The organism is Acetobacter sp. DsW_063 (assembly GCF_002153745.1).
In the GTDB taxonomy this organism is placed as follows: domain Bacteria; phylum Pseudomonadota; class Alphaproteobacteria; order Acetobacterales; family Acetobacteraceae; genus Acetobacter.
Window position 1 is genome coordinate 30,904 of record NZ_JOPL01000007.1, and the last position, 16,401, is coordinate 47,304.

Here is a 16,401-nt window from a genome sequence, read left to right on the forward strand (position 1 = left end):
CGCTTTTGACGTGAACGCGCTTCGGCAGACACCCTCAAAATTTCAGATCATTCTTCCAAAATTCATGTATTTTAAAAAATTCATTCGTCAGGCGACAGGGAAACGCCGCCTGTCCAGAAGCGCCAAATTTTCGTGTATGGCCTTGATTAGGGCCTCGACCGCCGCGTTTCCCTCTGATCCTTTCTGCTTTTCCAAAATGAAAGGCAAAGCGGGGAGCGGCGGAAGTCCGACCGCTTCGTGATCCAGCACTTCCAGTCCTTCAGGCACGAAACTACGCCCGAACACGGACAGACCTAATCCTGCAAGGACACCCGCGCGTAAACCGGTGATGCTAAGGCTCGTATGGGCGATACGGAATGGAATCGAGCACCGTTCCAGCGTCTCTATCACCATGGCGCGACTGATGCTCGGTTCGGGATGCAACGCAAGCGGCAACGGCCGCAACGTTCCGATTTCAGGCTCCTCAGGTGCGGCGACCCAGACCAGCGGATCGTCCAGCAACGGTTCAGCGTCTTTCGCGGACTGACGCGCTTTTGCGAGCACGATGTCGAACACGCCTTCATGGAGTTTCTGGAGCAGGTTCACGCTCAGACCGATCTCGATCTGCAACGTCACATCAGGGTAGATTCTTCGAAATCGCCTGAGAATATCAGGAAGACGCGATGTCGCGAAATCCTCTGCGACGCCCATATGTACGAAACCGCTCACGCCGGGCGCGTTGAACTCTCTTTCGGCGTCCTGAATTGCGCCGCAAATGCGGCGCGCATGAACCAACAGTCTCTCACCGTCCGGCAGCAAGGTGACCTTATGGGTCGAACGCTGAAGCAGCCGCCGTCCGACCTGGTTCTCCAGACGCTTGATCTGCTGGCTTACCGAAGATTGCGTGAGACCGAGGCGATCCGCCGCCTGCGTGAAACTCGCCTCTTCAACGACCGTCAGGAAACTTTCCAGAAGCGTAGTGTCGATCATGATAACAACATTAATTACATCACTCACCAAGCTGTCAAAAATTTATTCTATCACTGACAGCCCCATGAGCCTACTGTCGCCTTATTCGCTCGCCTGACAGGATTGGGAGCAATGCGGGACTGGACTAGACAAAAAACGGAACGCGCAGCGCGGATGGATGCCGCGGCGCCGTTCGCTGACGGCAAGGTCGTTGCAGCGGATGACGCTACGGATATGCTGCGGCGCGTCATAAAATCAGGCGACCGGGTGTGCCTTGAAGGCGACAACCAGAAACAGGCGGATTTCCTCGCCTCTTGTCTGGCTCAGGTCGACCCTGCCGATATTCACGATCTGCACATTGTGCAATCGGGTCTCGTGCTGCCGGAGCACCTTGACCTCTTTCGCCTCGGGATCGCGAAAAAACTCGATTTTTCCTATTCGGGTCCGCAGTCGGGCGCCATCGCCCGCGCGCTGGATCAGGGCAAGATCGAACTCGGCGCCATTCATACCTATATCGAGTTGTTCGCCCGTTACTATATCGATCTGACGCCCAACGTGGCTCTGATCGCTGGGGTATGCGCCGATCGGAATGGCAACCTCTATACCGGTCCGAACACCGAAGACACGCCGACGATCGTCGAGGCGACAGCCTACAAGAGCGGTATCGTTGTCGCGCAAGTCAACAAAATCGTGGACGAAGTTCCCCGCGTTGACATTCCAGGGGATCAAATCGACTTCGTGGTCGAGGCTCCGCGGCCCTTCTATGTAGAACCCCTGTTTACCCGCGATCCCGGCGCCGTCACGGACTCCCAGATCCTGATGGCCATGATTGCGCTGAAAGGAATATACGCGGAATACAGGCCGAAGCGGCTGAACCACGGTATTGGTTTCGCTACGGCGGCGATCGAACTGTTACTTCCGACATACGGAGAAAAGCTGGGACTGCGCGGCGAGGTCGCCACGCACTGGGCGCTGAATCCGCACCCGACGCTCATCCCCGCTATCGAAAGCGGCTGGGTGGAGCAGATCCACTGCTTCGGCAGCGAAGTCGGCATGGACCGCTATATGTCGGCGCGACCGGATGTCTATTTCACAGGCAAGGACGGAACGCTGCGCTCCAACCGCCTGATGTGTCAGAACGCCGGACTTTACGCCTGCGACATGTTCATCGGCTCCACGCTGCAGATCGACCTTGCGGGAAACTCCTCGACGGTAACTCCTGACCGCATTGCGGGCTTCGGCGGCGCGCCAAATATGGGCTCAGACGCTCATGGCCGCAGGCACGTTTCCGACGCCTGGCTGAAAGCCGGACGGGAGGCGGCGGGCGATAGCGGGCCACTCGTGCGCGGGCGTAAGCTTGTCGTGCAGATGGTTGAAACTTTCGGCGAGGGTATGAAGCCCGCATTCGTGGAAGAACTGGACAGTCTCGCTCTGGCTCGCAAGTTGAACATGGAACTTGCGCCGGTCATGATCTTCGGAGACGACGTCACACACATTGTGACGGAAGAGGGCATCGCCAACCTCCTTCTGTGCCGCAACGCTGACGACGTGGAGCAGGCCATTCGCGGCGTCGCCGGCTATACGCCAGTTGGCCTGGCCCGCGACAAAGCGAAAGTCGAGGCCCTGCGCCAACGCGGCGTGATCCGTCGTCCGGAAGATCTGGGCGTGGACCCGATGGAAGCAAGCCGCAATCTTCTCGCCGCGCGCTCCATTCGTGATCTCGTGACCTGGTCGGACGGGCTTTACAGCCCGCCGTCGAAATTTCGCAACTGGTGAGAGGTTATGGAAACATTCACCATTCGCGCTCAGGCGCGAGCACCACTTCCCGGGGCCGGACGGCAGGCGATTGTCGGCGTCGTGGCGTCCGGAAATCTTGAGGTGCTGCTTGAGCGCAGTGAAACTGGCGACGCCGTCGTTGTGGACGTGACCACATCGGCCCGAGGATTTCGGGCCGTGTGGGAAGCTGTGGTCGCGGATTTCATCGCCCGCTCTTCGCCCGGGGGAGTGCGGTTCTCCATCCATGACAATGGCGCGCGGCCCGACACGGTCACGTTGCGTCTGCTTCAGGGCGTAAAACTTCTGGAGACGCAGCCATGATCCCGGAAGAAATCGTCCGTAGCCCAAGTTGGTACGAATCCAGCGCCCGCAACCGTATCTCGGGTTTGCTCGACGCCGACACATTCCGGGAAATTCTCGGTCCGGCCGAGCGGGTCATGAGCCCGCATCTCGAATTGTTCGACCTGCCGCCAGCTTTCGACGACGGTGTGATCGTCGGGCGCGGCCAACTTGATGGCAAACCTGTTGCGGTCATCGCACAAGAAGGCCAGTTCATGGGCGGGACGTTCGCGGAAGTCAGCGGCGCGAAAATCGTCGGGCTGCTGCGCGCCGTCGCGGCAGCGGCGGGAACGCCGAACGGCGTCAGCGCGGTTCTTTTGCTTCTCGATACGGGCGGCGTACGTCTGCAGGAAGCAAATGCAGGAGAACTCGCTGTGTCGGAGACCGTTCGCGCGCTCATCGACGTACGCGCCGCCGGTGTCCCGGTCATAGCCCTTGTCGGCGGACGCGCGGGGGCGTTCGGTGGTGGTGGCATCGTTACGGCCTGTTGCTCTCACGTCGTCATTTCCGAACAGGGGCGCATTTCCGTTACCGGGCCGGAAGTCATCGAAACCAACAAGGGAGCGGAGGAATTTGACTCACGCGATCGCGCTCTTGTCTGGCGCGTCACCGGTGGTCGCAGCCGTGTGCTGCTGGGCGGAGCTGACAGCTACGTAAAGGGCGACGTCGCCAGCTTCCGCGCCGCCGCCGCCCGCTCCCGCAATGCTGCGCCGCCGTTCACGCTGGAGACGATGGCGGCGGAACAGGAGCGTCTGGAAAAACGCCTTTCAAGTTACGGAGATTGCCGCGACACTCCAGAAATCTGGGCGCGCGCCGGGCTTTCAGACCCGACATCGGTTCCCGACATCGACGACGACGCCTTCCTTGCGCTTCTTTCCGAACGGGAGATCAAACATGACGCCCGTTGAGCTTCTTTCACGTCTGTTTCCGTCCGGCCATGACGTAGTCGCGGGGCCTTCCAACACTCTCGCCGGTCGAGCCAAGCTTACGGACGGAGCCGCGGTCGAGGTTGTCGGGGTCACGGACGGCGCGCCGCTCAGCCCCGAAACCGCTATTGAACTGGCAGGCGTTATTATCCGCATCGTTCAGGACGGCAAGAAAACGCCGATCGTGCTTCTGATCGACACAGCCAGCCAACGCATGACACGACGCGACGAGATGCTCGGCCTGAACGAATATCTCGCCCACCTGGCGAAAGTCGTGACGCTCGCCGGGCTGTCGGGACATCGCACTGTGGCGGTGCTCTATGGCGCAGCGGCGGCGGGTGCGTTCATCGCCACGGCGCTCGCGGCGCAAACCTTGATCACGGTCGATGGCGCACACCCCAGCGTTATGGACCTTCCGTCGATTGCTCGCGTGACCAAGCTGCCTCTGGAAGTTCTGGAGAAGAAAGCCGAAACCACGCCCATATTCGCGCCCGGCGTAACGCCTCTCGCCGCGACCGGAGCGGTCATGGAAAACTGGACGGTGGCGGACAATTTTTCAGACCGCATCGAATCAGCCCTGACGCTGGACGCCTCCTCCGACACGCGCGACACACTTGGCGAGGAGCGCGGCGGCCGCAAGGTCGCCCACTCCGTCGCGTTGAGAGTTGCTGCGGAATTCGGGAAAGCAGCGCGCTAAATGGTGCTTGTCCGGCGCCATGCGTTGGTCACCGTCTCGCCCTCAGCATGGCGTGAGGTCGCGGGAGACCATCCACTTAAGGAGGTCCGCGACTGGGCTGCCCTGCGTCGGCCTCTGGTCTGTCGGCGCCCTGCTCCGGACGAGGACGCTGGCGTCGCCCTCGGGCTGCCGCTGCCGCCTTCGCTCGGAAAACTCAGGCTGCCTTTTCTCTTGCCGGTGGATTGCCTTGCACCGTTCGACGGCTCCACGGCTCTGTCCGCACTGGACGCAAAGCCAGATTCGTTCTGGCGGCCGGACGTTACGAAACTGCTCCAGCTGGCGACTCGTCACGACATCGCTCCGGAGGCGACCGGCAGCCTGCTTTGGCAAAGCATCACTGGTCTGGATTATTTATCCGCGACCTCCGATCTGGACATCCTGTGGCGCGTCGATCCCGTGCGGCATGACACGACCTCCCTCCTTCGCGATCTGGCCGCCCTGACCGGCGCATTGACGATGTGTCTTGATGGCGAAGTCATATTTCCGGATGATCGGGGCGTTCAGTGGCGGGAGTTGCACGATTCGGCGAAGCACGGCGGCGGCGAGACAGTACTTGCGAAATCACTGTGCCATGGCGTGGAGATTACCACGGTCGCGTCTCTCTTCACACGCGACGCGGCGCCATCGCGAGAAGTTATGGCGTCATGAATTTCCTGAGCGCCCCTCCCCTTGCTCAGCCAGAGCTCTCCAAAGCAAAAATCGTAGCCCAGTCTGCGCATGATTGTCTGATCGATGAAATAATGACCTGGCCTAAGCCGGGATTGGTCAGCCACGTCGACAGCGGCAGCCACCGAGACATGTCGGTGACAACGTTCATAAAAAGCGCTTCGGCAATAGAGCCCTTTTTTGAATCTTTATACGCTGCAGGGCATCGGAATGCCGCTCTTTCCGAACTGCGCCGTATAGGACTTGCCGCCGAACGCGCGATGCTGGAGGCGACCAACGGCGTCAACACGCATCGCGGCGCAATCTGGGGACTGGGTCTGCTATGCGCCGCCGCAGGCTGGCGCGCCGGAAACGACGCCACGATGTCGTGTGGAGAAGTCGTGCGGACCGTGTGGGGCGAGGCCATTCGGGCCACGCCGGTCGTGGCGACCAGCAACGGCGGTCGCGTCTGCGCTCAGTATGGTGTAGGCGGCGCCCGCCTTGAGGCGGCGAACGGCTTTCCGGTCGTGCACAAAATCGGGGTCGCCGCGCTGCGCAGCAGCCGTCACGCTAACCCGACGCATACGGAAGCGGCGCGCGTGCAATGCTGCATGGCGTTGATCGCCGCCGTAGACGACACAAACCTTCTTCATCGTGGCGGCGTCGAAGGGCTGCGCCACGCTCAGGAGAGCGCACGCGCGTTTCTTTGCGACGGCGGCGTCAATGTTCCGGGGTGGAAAATTCGCGCGGCGGCTATGCATGCGGATTTTGTGGCCCGTAACCTGTCCCCCGGCGGCGCCGCCGATGGACTGGCGATGAGTCTATTTGTTGAAAAAATCGACCCATTCGACGAGCGTTTTTAAATAAATAAAAACTGTCACAAACAGAGGTCAGAAAATGATCCAGGTGCTTCTTACATCTCTCGTTCCAATATTCGCTATCATGGCCGCCGGTTATGTTGCTGGCAAACAAGGAAAAATTGACAACCGCAATGTCGCCAGCCTGAATGTGCTGACAATGGAGTTCGCTCTTCCCGCTGCTTTGTTCGCGACGACAGCCCGGGCTTCCCGTCAGGTTCTGGCCGAACAATGGCCGCTGCTCCTGACACTGCTCCTTGGAATGCTCCTCATATTTGCGCTGGTGTGGTGTTTGGCGCGGTTCGTGTTCGGCGCATCGGCCGCGGTCTCGGCGGTTATGGCGCTCAGCGTATCGTTGCCGAACTATGCGGCCGCCGGAATACCGCTCGCCTCCGCCGTGTTCGGAATGACCGGAAAACTCTATATTACAACTGCGATTGTCTCCGGCGCCATCGTCATGTCGCCATTGACCCTCGCCTTTCTTGAAGCCTCCAAGGCTCAGGGGGACATCAGCGGCGTGCGGCTGCTCTTTCAGTCCATCGGTCGCTCGATGCTCAAGCCCCTCGTCGTGGCGCCGTTTCTTGGCGTGGCGGTCGCCCTTGTCGGGCTTGAACTTCCGGTTTTTATAATCCGGTCGTTCGATCTTCTCGGACAGGCGACCGCCGGCGTCGCGCTGTTCGTCACCGGTCTGATCCTGAGCGCGCAGAAAGTCTCCTGGTCACCGCGCATCATCGGACTGTCGGTTTTGTGCAATATCATACAGCCGCTGCTCGGCGTGTTGCTTGTCAGCGTCATCCCTATGCCGGCAGAAATGGCGCACGCCGTCATTCTGCTGCTCGCATTGCCTGCAGGGTTCTTCGGTCTTCTCTTCGCCTTGCGTTATCAAGCCGACAGCCGGGACGCTGGTTCGATCATGGTGGTAAGCACATTGCTCAGCCTCATCACCCTGACGGCCGCGCTATGGCTTACGGCAACGCCACTGGCTCACGCCGCTTCTTGACGACGACGAGGCGTCCATGTCCGATCCGTCGCCGCCAACTTCGGCAGCACACCGGGAGGACGCCGGATCTTGACTATCGTCGCCATACTTTGTTCCGGGCAGGGAACGCAGCATCGAGAGATGTTTTCGCTTGTCGAGAGCGATCCCTCCGCGGAACCCGTGTTTCAGGCCGCTAGGACACTTCTTGGCGCCGACCCCCGCGCCTTCGTTCGCACAGCCCCAATGGAGCAACTGTTCTCCAACCGAACGGGGCAGATTCTATGCTGCTCGATGACTTTGGCCGCGCACGCGGCGCTCGGACCAGTCGACGCTCGCATCGTTTGCGCAGGATATAGCGTAGGCGAACTCGCCGCCTGGGGCGTCTCCGGGTGTCTGAAGCCCGAACAGGTTCTCAAACTGGCCGCCACACGGGCGGATTTGATGGACGCCGCCAGCCCCCGTGACGCGGGACTGGCGGGAATTGTCGGTCTTCAACCCGACCGGCTGCAACGCATTCTTGCCCAGACGGGACTTTTCATCGCTATACAGAATGCCGCAGACAACGTCGTGATCGGCGGACCCATCGCCGAGTTGGATGTCGCGCTGGCTCGGGCCATGCAACAAGGCGCGTCGGTAGCCCGCCGGCTGCGCGTCTCGGTCCCATCGCACACGCCATTGCTGCGGAACGCCGTCCAGCCGCTGAAGCAATCCATAATGGAATTACAGCCGAAAGCGCCACGAACAGGCCTGCGTTTGCTGAGCGGCCTCGACGGGGAGCCCATACTGCGCCCGGAGGATGGTTGCGAACGGCTCGCCCGGCAGGTGGCCGAGACAGTCAGGTGGGACGCCTGCCTGCAAGGATGCCGCGAGTCTGATGCGCAGGTGATTCTTGAGCTCGGCCCCGGATCGGCGTTGACACGTATGGCGCGAACCTCCCTGCCCGACATTCCCGCGCGCAGCATTGATGACTTTCATGGCTTGGATGGCGTGCGGCAATGGCTGCTCCGTGCGTCTTAAGAACCAAACGTTGCGACAGGCGACGCCTTTTAAAGGCCTGCCACAGCGAAGCCTTGCGTCATCAATCCGCGACCACATCGCGAACAACAGCCTCTCATTGATCTAGATCATTTTAGCCCGTCAGCGAACGCGGTAGAGCGATGACGGGCGGCGCTGTTATCTGGGCGAACAGTTTGCGCCGCCCGCCACCCCGACTTTCCGGCGCCAATTAGACCTATGGTCCACATCGCAACATCGGCATGGCGCGTCGAGGCTGACGCCAGAGTCATCGAGACGCTTTCGCTTGCTCCGTGAAAAAATCTCATCCGCAATTTCGATTGGCCGTCGATTTTTCACGTTGATTACCGACATATTGTCGGGCTCGAAACCCACGGACCGAATAGTCTCGCCGTATGCCGAGGCTGCATCTCGCCCCCGTCTGGATATTTCCGAACCCACTGAGGGCAATCTTGGCATGGGCGCAAGGGTATGTTCGAGCCACAGATGAACGCCCCACTGCGCCGGACGCCCCCAACCTGCGGCATGCTTTCGAATTGGGATTCCTGGCGTTTCCCGGAGACGAACCTCCCAGTGATCCGCCTGATATTCGCGAGGCCTAGCTGACCGGAGAAAGAGCACGGGAATGGGATGACCGGCATTACTGGTGACAATGTCGGCGACTTCTGCCGATGAAAGTTATCTCGTTTCGAAAACCCCTCGCCCGCCGCTCCATGCCCGTCTTACCGTTTCTCCTGACGGTCGGTTTTCCGTTGAGCTTGGTGGTGACGGAATGCGAGCCCTTTCGCCGGTTGGCGTTGTATGAGTCGCGCAGTCATAGCCATAGACCCCGGCATCACGGGGGCCATCGCTGTCCTGAACGACCTTGGCGGGCTGATCGAAGTTCTCGACATGCCAACAAGCCCTGTCACGGTTTCCGGCAAGGTCCGCAACGTTGTGTCTGCGCCGCTTCTGGCGACGATGATCCAGGCGCACGATCCGTCAGAGGTGTGGCTTGAGAAGGTGAACGCACGACCGGGCGAAGGACCGGCAGGCGCGTTTTCATTCGGTCGTGGCGTTGGCGTGATCGAGGGCGTTGTCGCAGCGCTTGGCCTGCCTCTGTCCACGGTGCCGCCAGCCGAGTGGAAGAAGGCCATGCGGTGCCCCGCCGACAAGGACGGGGCGCGGACGCAGGCCATGCAGTTGTTCCCCGCCAGCGCTGACCTGTTCAAGCGGAAGAAGGATGACGGTCGGGCCGAGGCCGCGATGTTGGGCCGGTTCGCTCTTGGAAAAACTCCGTCGACAAATAATTGACTCTCGAGCGAACGGACGAAAGGAAACCAAGAAAACCAAGGTATTTATAGAAATAATGGCGCAACAGAATGGAGAAATATGGATAACGAAATTTCCATATAGCAAATATTTGTCGGATCTATCTTCGCCGTTTCGTGAAAACGCAAAACGATTTATTGACGCTATAACTAGCGCCGGTGCGACAGTTACAATCACCAACACATACCGACCACCAGAACGCATCTATTTAATGCATTGGTCGTGGATGATCTTTAAGAGAAAGTGCCAACCAGCCGATGTCCCGCCAATGACGGGCGTCGATATCACTTGGAACAGCGGGAACGTTGGCACAGATATAGCGGCAGCTACGCAAATGGCGGTCGCGTTCGGTATAGCCAGTTTGGCCGTTGCTCCCGCTCTGAACGCTACAAGTAGGCACCTGACCAAGAGCGCCATCGACATGAATATTTCATGGGCAGGCAATTTGACCATAAAGAGTCAAGCGGGTCAGGAAGTCACAATCTCTTCTGCGCCTCGAACCGGGATGAATAAGGACTTGCAGGCTGTAGGCCGTTCATATGGAGTCATCAAATTCCATGGCGGTGATAAAGATAGACCACATTGGTCAATCGATGGCTGGTGAAATATGAAAAATTATCTCTACGCAGGTATGCTGTGCTTATCGGTTCTCGCCTGCGCGCCGACAGCCGTTGCCGCTCCACCTGCGGATGTTAAGAAATTTCTCAACGCCGCATACACTTGCCAATTTCTCAGTGGTGAATACGATGATTCGCTGGCTGCAGACGACAAACAGAAAATGCAGAAAGATGTTAAAAAATATTTTCACTACGTCAGAGATAATAAATCTAAATTGAAAGAGAAATATCACAACAACATCAAAATAATAAATAAAATCAGCAAGTATGATTCACTCGAAATCGATTAGATTTATTGGTGAAACTCGAAATTTTAGACTTTGTGACGAGATGCGGTGTTCCATTTTATTTTGGGTGACTCATCTCGTAAACTGCGTGATGCATCCCAATCGCATTCATGCGTTGTTATGGATCAGGGTTACGCAGGCATCGAGCCTGCGACTCCACGCCACTGACGAAACAGGCGACGTGGAAATTTGCATTTCGGCCAATTCACCGCCTGGCTCTGTTCCTGCCTCGCCGCCCTCCCGCCGGTTAATCGGGCATGAGAGAGAAATCTGCAAGAGGGACAACACGAGGGACAGATTAGCGAACAAACACGCTAACTATTTGATTTTATAAGGAATTTTTGGAATTTGTGGCGGACCCGAAAGGATTGCGTCTCCCGAGTCAGATCAACGGCTTAGGTGTGTTAAACCATGTGTGTTGACACACGGCAGAATCAGCGAACTTTTCCAGTGTGTTAAACCTTTCCCCTTGTACCCCTCCTCCATTCCGTGCGATTCTGCGCGGGCTGCGGCGGCGTGGATGGACACGCGGGAACTTATCGGCTTGGGTCGCCTGCGCGACGGTCAAGGTAAGCTCTCCGCTCGCGAAGAGAGCCGGTATCAAGCCCGGCCCGCAGCAACAGGTTCCGGTCTTTTGCCTCGGCGATGGACTGGCGGGCGCCGGACCCGTGCTGCTCTGCATAGCGCATCAGCCTCTCCGGTAGTCCTCGGGTGCACACGGGGCAGAGGCGAACGACTGGCTATCCTGAAGGACTACCAGCGCCGCAGCCGGTGGAAGCCCGGCAACACTCCAGACACAATCTCAGCGCACGCTCAGGCCCATGGAAGTCCGCGCCCACGTCCGGCAGATCATGCAGTGGGGCGGCAGCACGATGCACTGAGGCGCTTGACTCTCGCCGCGTGTTCTCGTTCTGTTCTTCCATGCTTGGAAGAAGCAACCACACTCACCATCCGGCGCTCGATGCAGCGCTGAGCGAGACGGACGTAGCAACTGCGGCCCGTCTGGGGCTGAGTCTGCACGCCGCCTGCGCGTGCGGGAGATCGGGGGTTGCACATCTAGAATTGGTGATGCGCGACAGGCCATCGGTTCGGCGCATGACCGTGCTCGCGCTGGCCGAACGGCTGACGTGCAGCAAGTGCCGCGAGCCGTATGCAAGCGTGAGCCTGTCCGACACCGGGTGTGGCCCAGATTGCCCCGGCGTTTACCCGGTGACGTGGGGGCTCACGCTCGTGGAGCGTAAAAAGCTGGGCTGATTGGGCCATAAGGACTGGGCGTGAGAGTCGAGGGGCTCGTGTTTTTTCTGCTTGACCAATGCACCCAATGGGTGTATTTAGATCGCATCAGGGCAATCCTGATAGGGGTGCCGCTGCGGGGCGCAGGGAATATAAATGATGAGCAAAATCCTCGAAATCGCGAAGAACTCTGACCACGTCTCCAGGGTTTCCCCGTGGAAAGACCGGGTCTATCTCAGCCTTGAAGGATTTGACGCGTCCGTGCGCGGCGACCGCAACTTAAAGGTTTGGATCAAGGGCGACATCCTGACAGTCGAGTGCGCCAACGGCTCACCCACCAGCGGTATCCTGGCATCTCTGCATGGCTTGACCGACGCGATCATCGCAGCAGGAGGGGAGCGCAAGGGTTACAGCGACAGCATCAACGCCACCTACACGCTCTGAGGACGAGGACGCATGTGGTACGCGATACGATCTCACTCCAATCAGGTCGCCTATGGTTGGACCGACGACTTGGCAGTCGCTGACGCGGCTGCGGACCACCTGTGGCGCATAAAGATTGACCTTGGCGATCAGCGCATCGGCCTATGCAGATACGCAGCTTACCCTCTCACAGATGCCGAGGCCGCCTCACTTGGGCTGGAGAATTGGGGGGAGCCTCTACTCTTTACGGCGGACTCAACTGTCGATGACTTTGCGACCGACGCGGCATGACCTACCTCAACCACCTGACCCTCAACACTGCGCACATCAGGCGATCGATGCGCGACGAGGTCGCTGACGAGGTCGTAACGCATACACGGGATTTGCTCGACCGCGCGCTGGCAGCGGTCGGCGACGCCGATATGCCGATCCCAGGGTACAGACTGCACGTCGAGTCCTTCGGTAAGCGCCGCGCCATGCTCTGCACGATTTTTGAGGACACTGATCCCGTCGTCACGTTTGGCGTCGCATCCCGGCAATCCCCGGCGTTGTGGCGCGCTCTGCGATCTCTCCAGGCAGAGGCTTGGGACGCAGCCCCGATGCTCGCTGAGCCGGACTCTCCATGGATCGCGGCCCTGATGCTGCCCGCCCTGATGCGAAATCCGGCATCAGGCCTGTGGATCGGTGATTTTGAGCGATGCGCCGCATGGGCGTGGCTTGCCGCCGATGACAAAAAAGCGACGCCCAATGACAACAACACCGACGCCTGACGAGATAAGGGCGCGCCGCCTCGCTATCGGTCTCACGCAGACCGAGGCGGCGGAATTGATCTACAGCCGCATGCGCAGTTGGCAAAACTGGGAAGCGGGCGAGCGGACGATGCACCCCGGATTGTGGGAGCTTTTTTGCCTCAAAAGTGCGACCGCTAATCCGGCCACTTCCGCCGCAAATGCGCCCTGACTGCAAGTGCGATGACCACACCAGCGACGATGGCCCCAAAGACGCCACCACCTGCGAACCCCGCCTGAAACTCCGTCATGCTGCGCTCGCCCGCATCTCGGCGACCAGCGCATCCAGCGCCTCACCGTTGGGCGACGCACCGTTGATTCCGGTCCAGTTCTGACGGAGCACATTAACATTAGTACATTTATGGTACATGCTCATGTAACTTGTACTTTTTCTTTGAGTGTCGGAAAATAAAACGGCCCGCAATAGTGTTTCAGCACTATGCGAGCCTCACCGATGACTTGAGGATAGCAAGCCAGTGGCTAACGAAGAGATTTACGCCAACGACCCGGGCGTGCAAGAGCGTTTTTGGGCGAAGGTTAATAAGGAAGGCCCTCAGCACCCTTACGAGCCCAGTAAGGGCAATTGTTGGGAGCGCCCAGCTTCGGTCAATGACGGATATGGTCATTTCAAAGTAAATGGGCGAATGCTCAAGTCACACAGGCTGTCCTGTGCGCTTGTTGGGAATCCCCCTCCCAAAGGTATGCTGTGCCGTCATACATGCGATAATAGAGTCTGCGTTAATCCAGAGCATATATCGTTCGGAAGTCCGAGGGAAAATACAAACGATATGATCTCTCGCGGCAGGCAGGCTCGTGGAGAGCGAGCATCAAAATCGAAGTTAACGGCAGAAGAAGTCATGTCTATCATGAAAGACTTTAGAAAATACCCACAAATAGCCGCCGAATATGGAGTTGGTGATGAAGCTATTGGCCGCATAAAGCGCGGTATCACATGGCGTCACATAACGCACCTCTAGCGTCCCATTAAATAAGATGAATTGTCGGCGCGCAGCTTGTCCCAATCCTGCCCCGACAGCAGGCCGGATGCGGGGGCGATCTGGTTCCACGCGACGGCATGGAATTCGTCCGCTCGAGACCGGACCCATCGCCACGTTGCCTTCTGAATCCCGCCCCACGTCAGGACATCGACTACGTCTGAATCGTCAGTCCCGGAATAGCTCCACAAAAGCGCGCAATGGCCGCCCCACGATCCGGGCGTCTGGTCTCCTGGCGTCGTCGTGTCCCAGACCGCGTCGACAGACGCCTCGTCGGCTTCGGCCAGCGCAAACCCACAGTAGACTGTCCCAAAGGCAGCCATACAGAGGCGCACGCCATTGAGGTTGGTGAGGTCGATGTTGCCCCAGATAGGGTAAAGCGTCTGGGCCGCGAGCGCGTATCCGTCCCGAGCGGCAATCGCCAGCACGTCCACCTCGACGCCACCTCGATCGGTTGCGGCGTTGCCGGGAACGTAGCCCGTGCTCTTGGAGTAAAACGAGATCGCCTCGGCGTCTGTCACCGAGACCTGAAAACCCGCGAGCGACGCCTGCGCGCGGAAGCTGTTGCCCAGACCGGCGGACGTGCAATTTCCGAGCGTATTATTGGCAAGCATCTGCGGCGACGGATCAATATGGTCTCGGATCAGCCGCGCCGGAGCCTGACGACCAAACAGCGACAGCGCCGCCATCTTCGGAGCGCGCGCGTCATGGCGTGCGGGGAGCTTGCCGAGTTTCATTCTCATGGATTGGCTTTCGAGAGATACCGCCCTGCGTCGTAATCCGCAGGCAGCGTCGTGTGATCAGGGTGCAGGAGGCAGTCGCGCACGAGCGCCGAGCACGCGGCATGTGCGCCGAAGATCAGCGAGGACGTGCCGACGTAATGGATCGAGACCACGCGCCCGGACTGGATGCGGGCCGACATACGGCACTGCATGGATGCGCTGGCGGAGACGGTCGGTTTGACCAGATCAGCAAAGAGCGGGACGGATCCGGATATAGACGGCGTGGAGGCGTTCGCGCCCCACGATAGCACCCAATCATCCGGCCCGACGCGCATCCGCTCGGACGGTTGACCGGCGCAGGACACGAGATCCGGCAGTGTGGTGCCGGGGAGATCATGGCGTGCCTGCTCGGGGAGCGAGGCACAGGCTGTCAGACTCAATACCAGCGCCAGAGCCACCACAGGACGACGGCCATAGCCGCCATCCCGCCGACGATCACCGCGCGCTGGCACGACACAGGCCCCACACGAACAGCCAAATGCCGAAGGCTGGAGCCGCGACGATGAGAGCCGCGCCCCACATCAGCGCGACACGCCCAGTGCCTTGAGCGCCTGCGCCTCGGTCATGCCCAGACGCGCAGCCGACGTGGAGCCGAGCAGCGCCTCGAACAGAGACACGACCGTCGCGAGCGCGTTCGCCGCTGTGGTCGCATCACTCTTGACGGTGGACGAGAGAGACGAACCAGCACCGGAAATTGCAGCCGCAATCGTCGAACTTACGGACTCGATATCCGAAAGCAGACTGTCGACGCGCGTTTTCCAGTTCGTGTCGTCATAGCTGACGGTCACGCTCGAACCGGCGGCGGCAGAGAACGCCGTCAGTGCCGTCGCAAGCGCGGTCTCGGCGGCTTCAATCGCGGCGAGATACGGCGTCAGCGCGGAGATGCCGGATGCCAGGCTGATGATTGTCGCAGCCGCGTTCACGCCCGCCTGCCCGTAGGCCGTGATCTTAGCGACGTTGAGCGTGATCGTGGTGACATTACCCGACGTGGTGACGGTGCAGGCGGCGAGCGCAGTCCCGGCGGCAAGCGCGCCAAGGCCACGCAGGGCGGCGCGACGGGATACGTTACGCATTGGCGGCGGTCTCCGTGTTGGTGATGCTGCCTTCGGCGGCGCTGATGACGGCGGTGATTCCGTCGAACGCTTTCGACAGCCCAGCATCGATGCCGGACAAATCCACGCCGGGCGCGAGGTTGGGCACGAGCGCGTTGACAAGCAGCGACAGGGCGTTGCCCGCAAGCGCGATGTCAGCCTTCACGGCAGCGCTCTCATGCTTGCCTGCCACGGTCGAGATCAGGGTTTCGAGCGAAGTGATCGAGGCCAGATCGGCCATGAGCTTTCTCCATAAAAAAAAAGCCGCCCGGTTAGGGGCGGCTGTGCGTGGGGCGTGGGCGGTGTCTATCCGCCAATGTGAAAGGTCACTTCGGGCGCGTGTCGTCCGGATGCAGTCCGAGCTTTTCCGCCGCCTCAGTTCGATCGGTCGCAACCGGAACCATGACTGCTTTCTGGCCGGGCTGATACGCATTGGCATTCCAGCCGCGTGCCTGAGCGATAGCCGAGACCGCCATGTAGACGAGCGTCCACTTACTGCCTGCGGCAGGCGGTTTCCAGAACCGCATCGCTAGCGCGCACGAAGCGATCACGAACGAGACAAGCGCCATTGCGTCGCCCGCATACTGCGCCGGGACCAGCGCGAGGATTGTCGTGAGGTCCATTGCTGGGCTCCAATAAAAAGCCGCCCGGGTG

At 59.7% G+C, this 16,401-nt stretch carries 24 protein-coding genes; 16 read left to right on the plus strand and 8 right to left on the minus strand.

Going from position 1 to position 16,401, the window contains the following annotated elements:
- Positions 1 to 87 precede the first annotated feature (87 nt).
- Positions 88 to 969 carry a LysR family transcriptional regulator gene (locus HK28_RS01695; RefSeq protein WP_086642888.1) on the minus strand — a complete coding sequence of 294 codons (882 nt, stop codon included), beginning with the start codon at positions 967 to 969 and terminating at the stop codon, positions 88 to 90.
- A 111-nt stretch (positions 970 to 1,080) separates the two neighbouring features.
- On the opposite strand from HK28_RS01695, the gene mdcA reads away from it, so the two are divergent.
- The 11 genes from mdcA (at position 1,081) to HK28_RS01750 (ending at position 10,438) form a co-directional block, all read left to right on the plus strand.
- Positions 1,081 to 2,724, plus strand: a complete 1,644-nt coding sequence (gene mdcA, locus HK28_RS01700) for a malonate decarboxylase subunit alpha (protein ID WP_086642889.1) — start codon at positions 1,081 to 1,083, stop codon at positions 2,722 to 2,724.
- A gap of 6 nt (positions 2,725 to 2,730) precedes the next feature.
- Positions 2,731 to 3,045: a malonate decarboxylase acyl carrier protein gene (gene mdcC, locus HK28_RS01705; protein ID WP_086642890.1), complete on the plus strand. Its 315-nt coding sequence runs from the start codon at positions 2,731 to 2,733 to the stop codon at positions 3,043 to 3,045.
- Positions 3,042 to 3,971 carry a biotin-independent malonate decarboxylase subunit beta gene (locus HK28_RS01710; protein WP_086642891.1) on the plus strand — a complete coding sequence of 310 codons (930 nt, stop codon included), beginning with the start codon at positions 3,042 to 3,044 and terminating at the stop codon, positions 3,969 to 3,971. Before mdcC ends, HK28_RS01710 begins: the two co-directional genes overlap by 4 nt.
- Positions 3,958 to 4,686 carry a biotin-independent malonate decarboxylase subunit gamma gene (locus tag HK28_RS01715; protein WP_086642892.1) on the plus strand — a complete coding sequence of 243 codons (729 nt, stop codon included), beginning with the start codon at positions 3,958 to 3,960 and terminating at the stop codon, positions 4,684 to 4,686. Before HK28_RS01710 ends, HK28_RS01715 begins: the two co-directional genes overlap by 14 nt.
- Entirely contained in the window at positions 4,687 to 5,373 is a 687-nt protein-coding gene (gene mdcG, locus HK28_RS01720; protein ID WP_086642893.1) for a malonate decarboxylase holo-[acyl-carrier-protein] synthase, read from the plus strand.
- Positions 5,370 to 6,233 (plus strand): triphosphoribosyl-dephospho-CoA synthase MdcB, encoded by an 864-nt coding sequence (gene mdcB, locus HK28_RS01725; protein ID WP_086642894.1) that lies wholly within the window; start codon positions 5,370 to 5,372, stop codon positions 6,231 to 6,233. The genes mdcG and mdcB overlap by 4 nt, the downstream gene beginning before the upstream one ends.
- Positions 6,234 to 6,267: 34 nt before the next feature.
- Positions 6,268 to 7,227, plus strand: coding sequence for an AEC family transporter (locus HK28_RS01730; RefSeq protein ID WP_086642895.1), 960 nt, complete (start codon positions 6,268 to 6,270; stop codon positions 7,225 to 7,227).
- A gap of 69 nt (positions 7,228 to 7,296) precedes the next feature.
- Positions 7,297 to 8,223: a malonate decarboxylase subunit epsilon gene (locus tag HK28_RS01735; protein WP_198945759.1), complete on the plus strand. Its 927-nt coding sequence runs from the start codon at positions 7,297 to 7,299 to the stop codon at positions 8,221 to 8,223.
- Positions 8,224 to 9,021: 798 nt separating this feature from the next.
- A complete protein-coding gene (locus HK28_RS01740; RefSeq protein ID WP_086642897.1) occupies positions 9,022 to 9,513 on the plus strand; it encodes a hypothetical protein in 492 nt (163 codons plus the stop codon).
- On the plus strand, positions 9,485 to 10,135 hold the full coding sequence (locus HK28_RS01745; RefSeq protein WP_198945760.1) for a hypothetical protein: 651 nt from the start codon (positions 9,485 to 9,487) through the stop codon (positions 10,133 to 10,135). Before HK28_RS01740 ends, HK28_RS01745 begins: the two co-directional genes overlap by 29 nt.
- Before the next feature lie 3 nt (positions 10,136 to 10,138).
- On the plus strand, positions 10,139 to 10,438 hold the full coding sequence (locus HK28_RS01750) for a hypothetical protein (protein ID WP_143217274.1): 300 nt from the start codon (positions 10,139 to 10,141) through the stop codon (positions 10,436 to 10,438).
- Between the two features lie 533 nt (positions 10,439 to 10,971).
- Here the strand turns inward: HK28_RS01750 and HK28_RS13900 are convergent.
- The gene (locus HK28_RS13900) at positions 10,972 to 11,124 is read right to left on the minus strand and encodes a hypothetical protein (RefSeq protein ID WP_158093353.1); all 153 of its coding nucleotides are present in this window, start codon (positions 11,122 to 11,124) and stop codon (positions 10,972 to 10,974) included.
- A 232-nt stretch (positions 11,125 to 11,356) separates the two neighbouring features.
- On the opposite strand from HK28_RS13900, the gene HK28_RS13645 reads away from it, so the two are divergent.
- The 5 genes from HK28_RS13645 (at position 11,357) to HK28_RS01770 (ending at position 13,051) form a co-directional block, all read left to right on the plus strand.
- On the plus strand, positions 11,357 to 11,689 hold the full coding sequence (locus tag HK28_RS13645; RefSeq protein WP_143217275.1) for a hypothetical protein: 333 nt from the start codon (positions 11,357 to 11,359) through the stop codon (positions 11,687 to 11,689).
- Positions 11,690 to 11,824: 135 nt separating this feature from the next.
- Entirely contained in the window at positions 11,825 to 12,112 is a 288-nt protein-coding gene (locus HK28_RS01755) for a hypothetical protein (protein WP_086642900.1), read from the plus strand.
- 12 nt (positions 12,113 to 12,124) lie between these two features.
- Positions 12,125 to 12,382, plus strand: coding sequence for a hypothetical protein (locus HK28_RS01760; RefSeq protein ID WP_086642901.1), 258 nt, complete (start codon positions 12,125 to 12,127; stop codon positions 12,380 to 12,382).
- Positions 12,379 to 12,861 carry a hypothetical protein gene (locus HK28_RS01765; protein ID WP_086642902.1) on the plus strand — a complete coding sequence of 161 codons (483 nt, stop codon included), beginning with the start codon at positions 12,379 to 12,381 and terminating at the stop codon, positions 12,859 to 12,861. The genes HK28_RS01760 and HK28_RS01765 overlap by 4 nt, the downstream gene beginning before the upstream one ends.
- Complete coding sequence (locus HK28_RS01770; protein ID WP_086642903.1) at positions 12,839 to 13,051, plus strand: DNA-binding transcriptional regulator; 213 nt, start codon at positions 12,839 to 12,841, stop codon at positions 13,049 to 13,051. Before HK28_RS01765 ends, HK28_RS01770 begins: the two co-directional genes overlap by 23 nt.
- Before the next feature lie 75 nt (positions 13,052 to 13,126).
- Here the strand turns inward: HK28_RS01770 and HK28_RS14385 are convergent, their stop codons facing one another.
- The 6 genes from HK28_RS14385 to HK28_RS01795 form a co-directional block, all read right to left on the minus strand.
- Entirely contained in the window at positions 13,127 to 13,255 is a 129-nt protein-coding gene (locus HK28_RS14385) for a hypothetical protein (RefSeq protein ID WP_255376442.1), read from the minus strand.
- A gap of 597 nt (positions 13,256 to 13,852) precedes the next feature.
- Positions 13,853 to 14,617, minus strand: coding sequence for a hypothetical protein (locus HK28_RS01775; RefSeq protein ID WP_233140294.1), 765 nt, complete (start codon positions 14,615 to 14,617; stop codon positions 13,853 to 13,855).
- Positions 14,614 to 15,108, minus strand: a complete 495-nt coding sequence (locus tag HK28_RS01780) for a hypothetical protein (RefSeq protein ID WP_086642904.1) — start codon at positions 15,106 to 15,108, stop codon at positions 14,614 to 14,616. The genes HK28_RS01775 and HK28_RS01780 overlap by 4 nt, the downstream gene beginning before the upstream one ends.
- A gap of 69 nt (positions 15,109 to 15,177) precedes the next feature.
- The gene (locus HK28_RS01785; protein ID WP_086642905.1) at positions 15,178 to 15,729 is read right to left on the minus strand and encodes a hypothetical protein; all 552 of its coding nucleotides are present in this window, start codon (positions 15,727 to 15,729) and stop codon (positions 15,178 to 15,180) included.
- On the minus strand, positions 15,722 to 15,988 hold the full coding sequence (locus HK28_RS01790) for a hypothetical protein (RefSeq protein WP_086642906.1): 267 nt from the start codon (positions 15,986 to 15,988) through the stop codon (positions 15,722 to 15,724). The genes HK28_RS01785 and HK28_RS01790 overlap by 8 nt, the downstream gene beginning before the upstream one ends.
- A gap of 85 nt (positions 15,989 to 16,073) precedes the next feature.
- Complete coding sequence (locus tag HK28_RS01795; protein WP_086642907.1) at positions 16,074 to 16,370, minus strand: hypothetical protein; 297 nt, start codon at positions 16,368 to 16,370, stop codon at positions 16,074 to 16,076.
- Positions 16,371 to 16,401 lie beyond the last annotated feature (31 nt).

Excerpts from the sequence above, each read along its gene's own strand:
- HK28_RS01695 (WP_086642888.1), bottom strand. The coding sequence starts at position 969 with ATGATCGACACTACGCTTCTGGAAAGTTTCCTGACGGTCGTTGAAGAG.
- mdcA (WP_086642889.1), top strand. The coding sequence starts at position 1,081 with ATGCGGGACTGGACTAGACAAAAAACGGAACGCGCAGCGCGGATGGAT.
- mdcC (WP_086642890.1), top strand. The coding sequence starts at position 2,731 with ATGGAAACATTCACCATTCGCGCTCAGGCGCGAGCACCACTTCCCGGG.
- HK28_RS01710 (WP_086642891.1), top strand. The coding sequence starts at position 3,042 with ATGATCCCGGAAGAAATCGTCCGTAGCCCAAGTTGGTACGAATCCAGC.
- HK28_RS01715 (WP_086642892.1), top strand. The coding sequence starts at position 3,958 with ATGACGCCCGTTGAGCTTCTTTCACGTCTGTTTCCGTCCGGCCATGAC.
- mdcG (WP_086642893.1), top strand. The coding sequence starts at position 4,687 with ATGGTGCTTGTCCGGCGCCATGCGTTGGTCACCGTCTCGCCCTCAGCA.
- mdcB (WP_086642894.1), top strand. The coding sequence starts at position 5,370 with ATGAATTTCCTGAGCGCCCCTCCCCTTGCTCAGCCAGAGCTCTCCAAA.
- HK28_RS01730 (WP_086642895.1), top strand. The coding sequence starts at position 6,268 with ATGATCCAGGTGCTTCTTACATCTCTCGTTCCAATATTCGCTATCATG.
- HK28_RS01740 (WP_086642897.1), top strand. The coding sequence starts at position 9,022 with ATGAGTCGCGCAGTCATAGCCATAGACCCCGGCATCACGGGGGCCATC.
- HK28_RS01750 (WP_143217274.1), top strand. The coding sequence starts at position 10,139 with ATGAAAAATTATCTCTACGCAGGTATGCTGTGCTTATCGGTTCTCGCC.
- HK28_RS13900 (WP_158093353.1), bottom strand. The coding sequence starts at position 11,124 with ATGCGCTATGCAGAGCAGCACGGGTCCGGCGCCCGCCAGTCCATCGCC.
- HK28_RS13645 (WP_143217275.1), top strand. The coding sequence starts at position 11,357 with ATGCTTGGAAGAAGCAACCACACTCACCATCCGGCGCTCGATGCAGCG.
- HK28_RS01755 (WP_086642900.1), top strand. The coding sequence starts at position 11,825 with ATGATGAGCAAAATCCTCGAAATCGCGAAGAACTCTGACCACGTCTCC.
- HK28_RS01760 (WP_086642901.1), top strand. The coding sequence starts at position 12,125 with ATGTGGTACGCGATACGATCTCACTCCAATCAGGTCGCCTATGGTTGG.
- HK28_RS01765 (WP_086642902.1), top strand. The coding sequence starts at position 12,379 with ATGACCTACCTCAACCACCTGACCCTCAACACTGCGCACATCAGGCGA.
- HK28_RS01770 (WP_086642903.1), top strand. The coding sequence starts at position 12,839 with ATGACAACAACACCGACGCCTGACGAGATAAGGGCGCGCCGCCTCGCT.
- HK28_RS14385 (WP_255376442.1), bottom strand. The coding sequence starts at position 13,255 with ATGAGCATGTACCATAAATGTACTAATGTTAATGTGCTCCGTCAGAAC.
- HK28_RS01775 (WP_233140294.1), bottom strand. The coding sequence starts at position 14,617 with ATGAGAATGAAACTCGGCAAGCTCCCCGCACGCCATGACGCGCGCGCT.
- HK28_RS01785 (WP_086642905.1), bottom strand. The coding sequence starts at position 15,729 with ATGCGTAACGTATCCCGTCGCGCCGCCCTGCGTGGCCTTGGCGCGCTT.
- HK28_RS01790 (WP_086642906.1), bottom strand. The coding sequence starts at position 15,988 with ATGGCCGATCTGGCCTCGATCACTTCGCTCGAAACCCTGATCTCGACC.
- HK28_RS01795 (WP_086642907.1), bottom strand. The coding sequence starts at position 16,370 with ATGGACCTCACGACAATCCTCGCGCTGGTCCCGGCGCAGTATGCGGGC.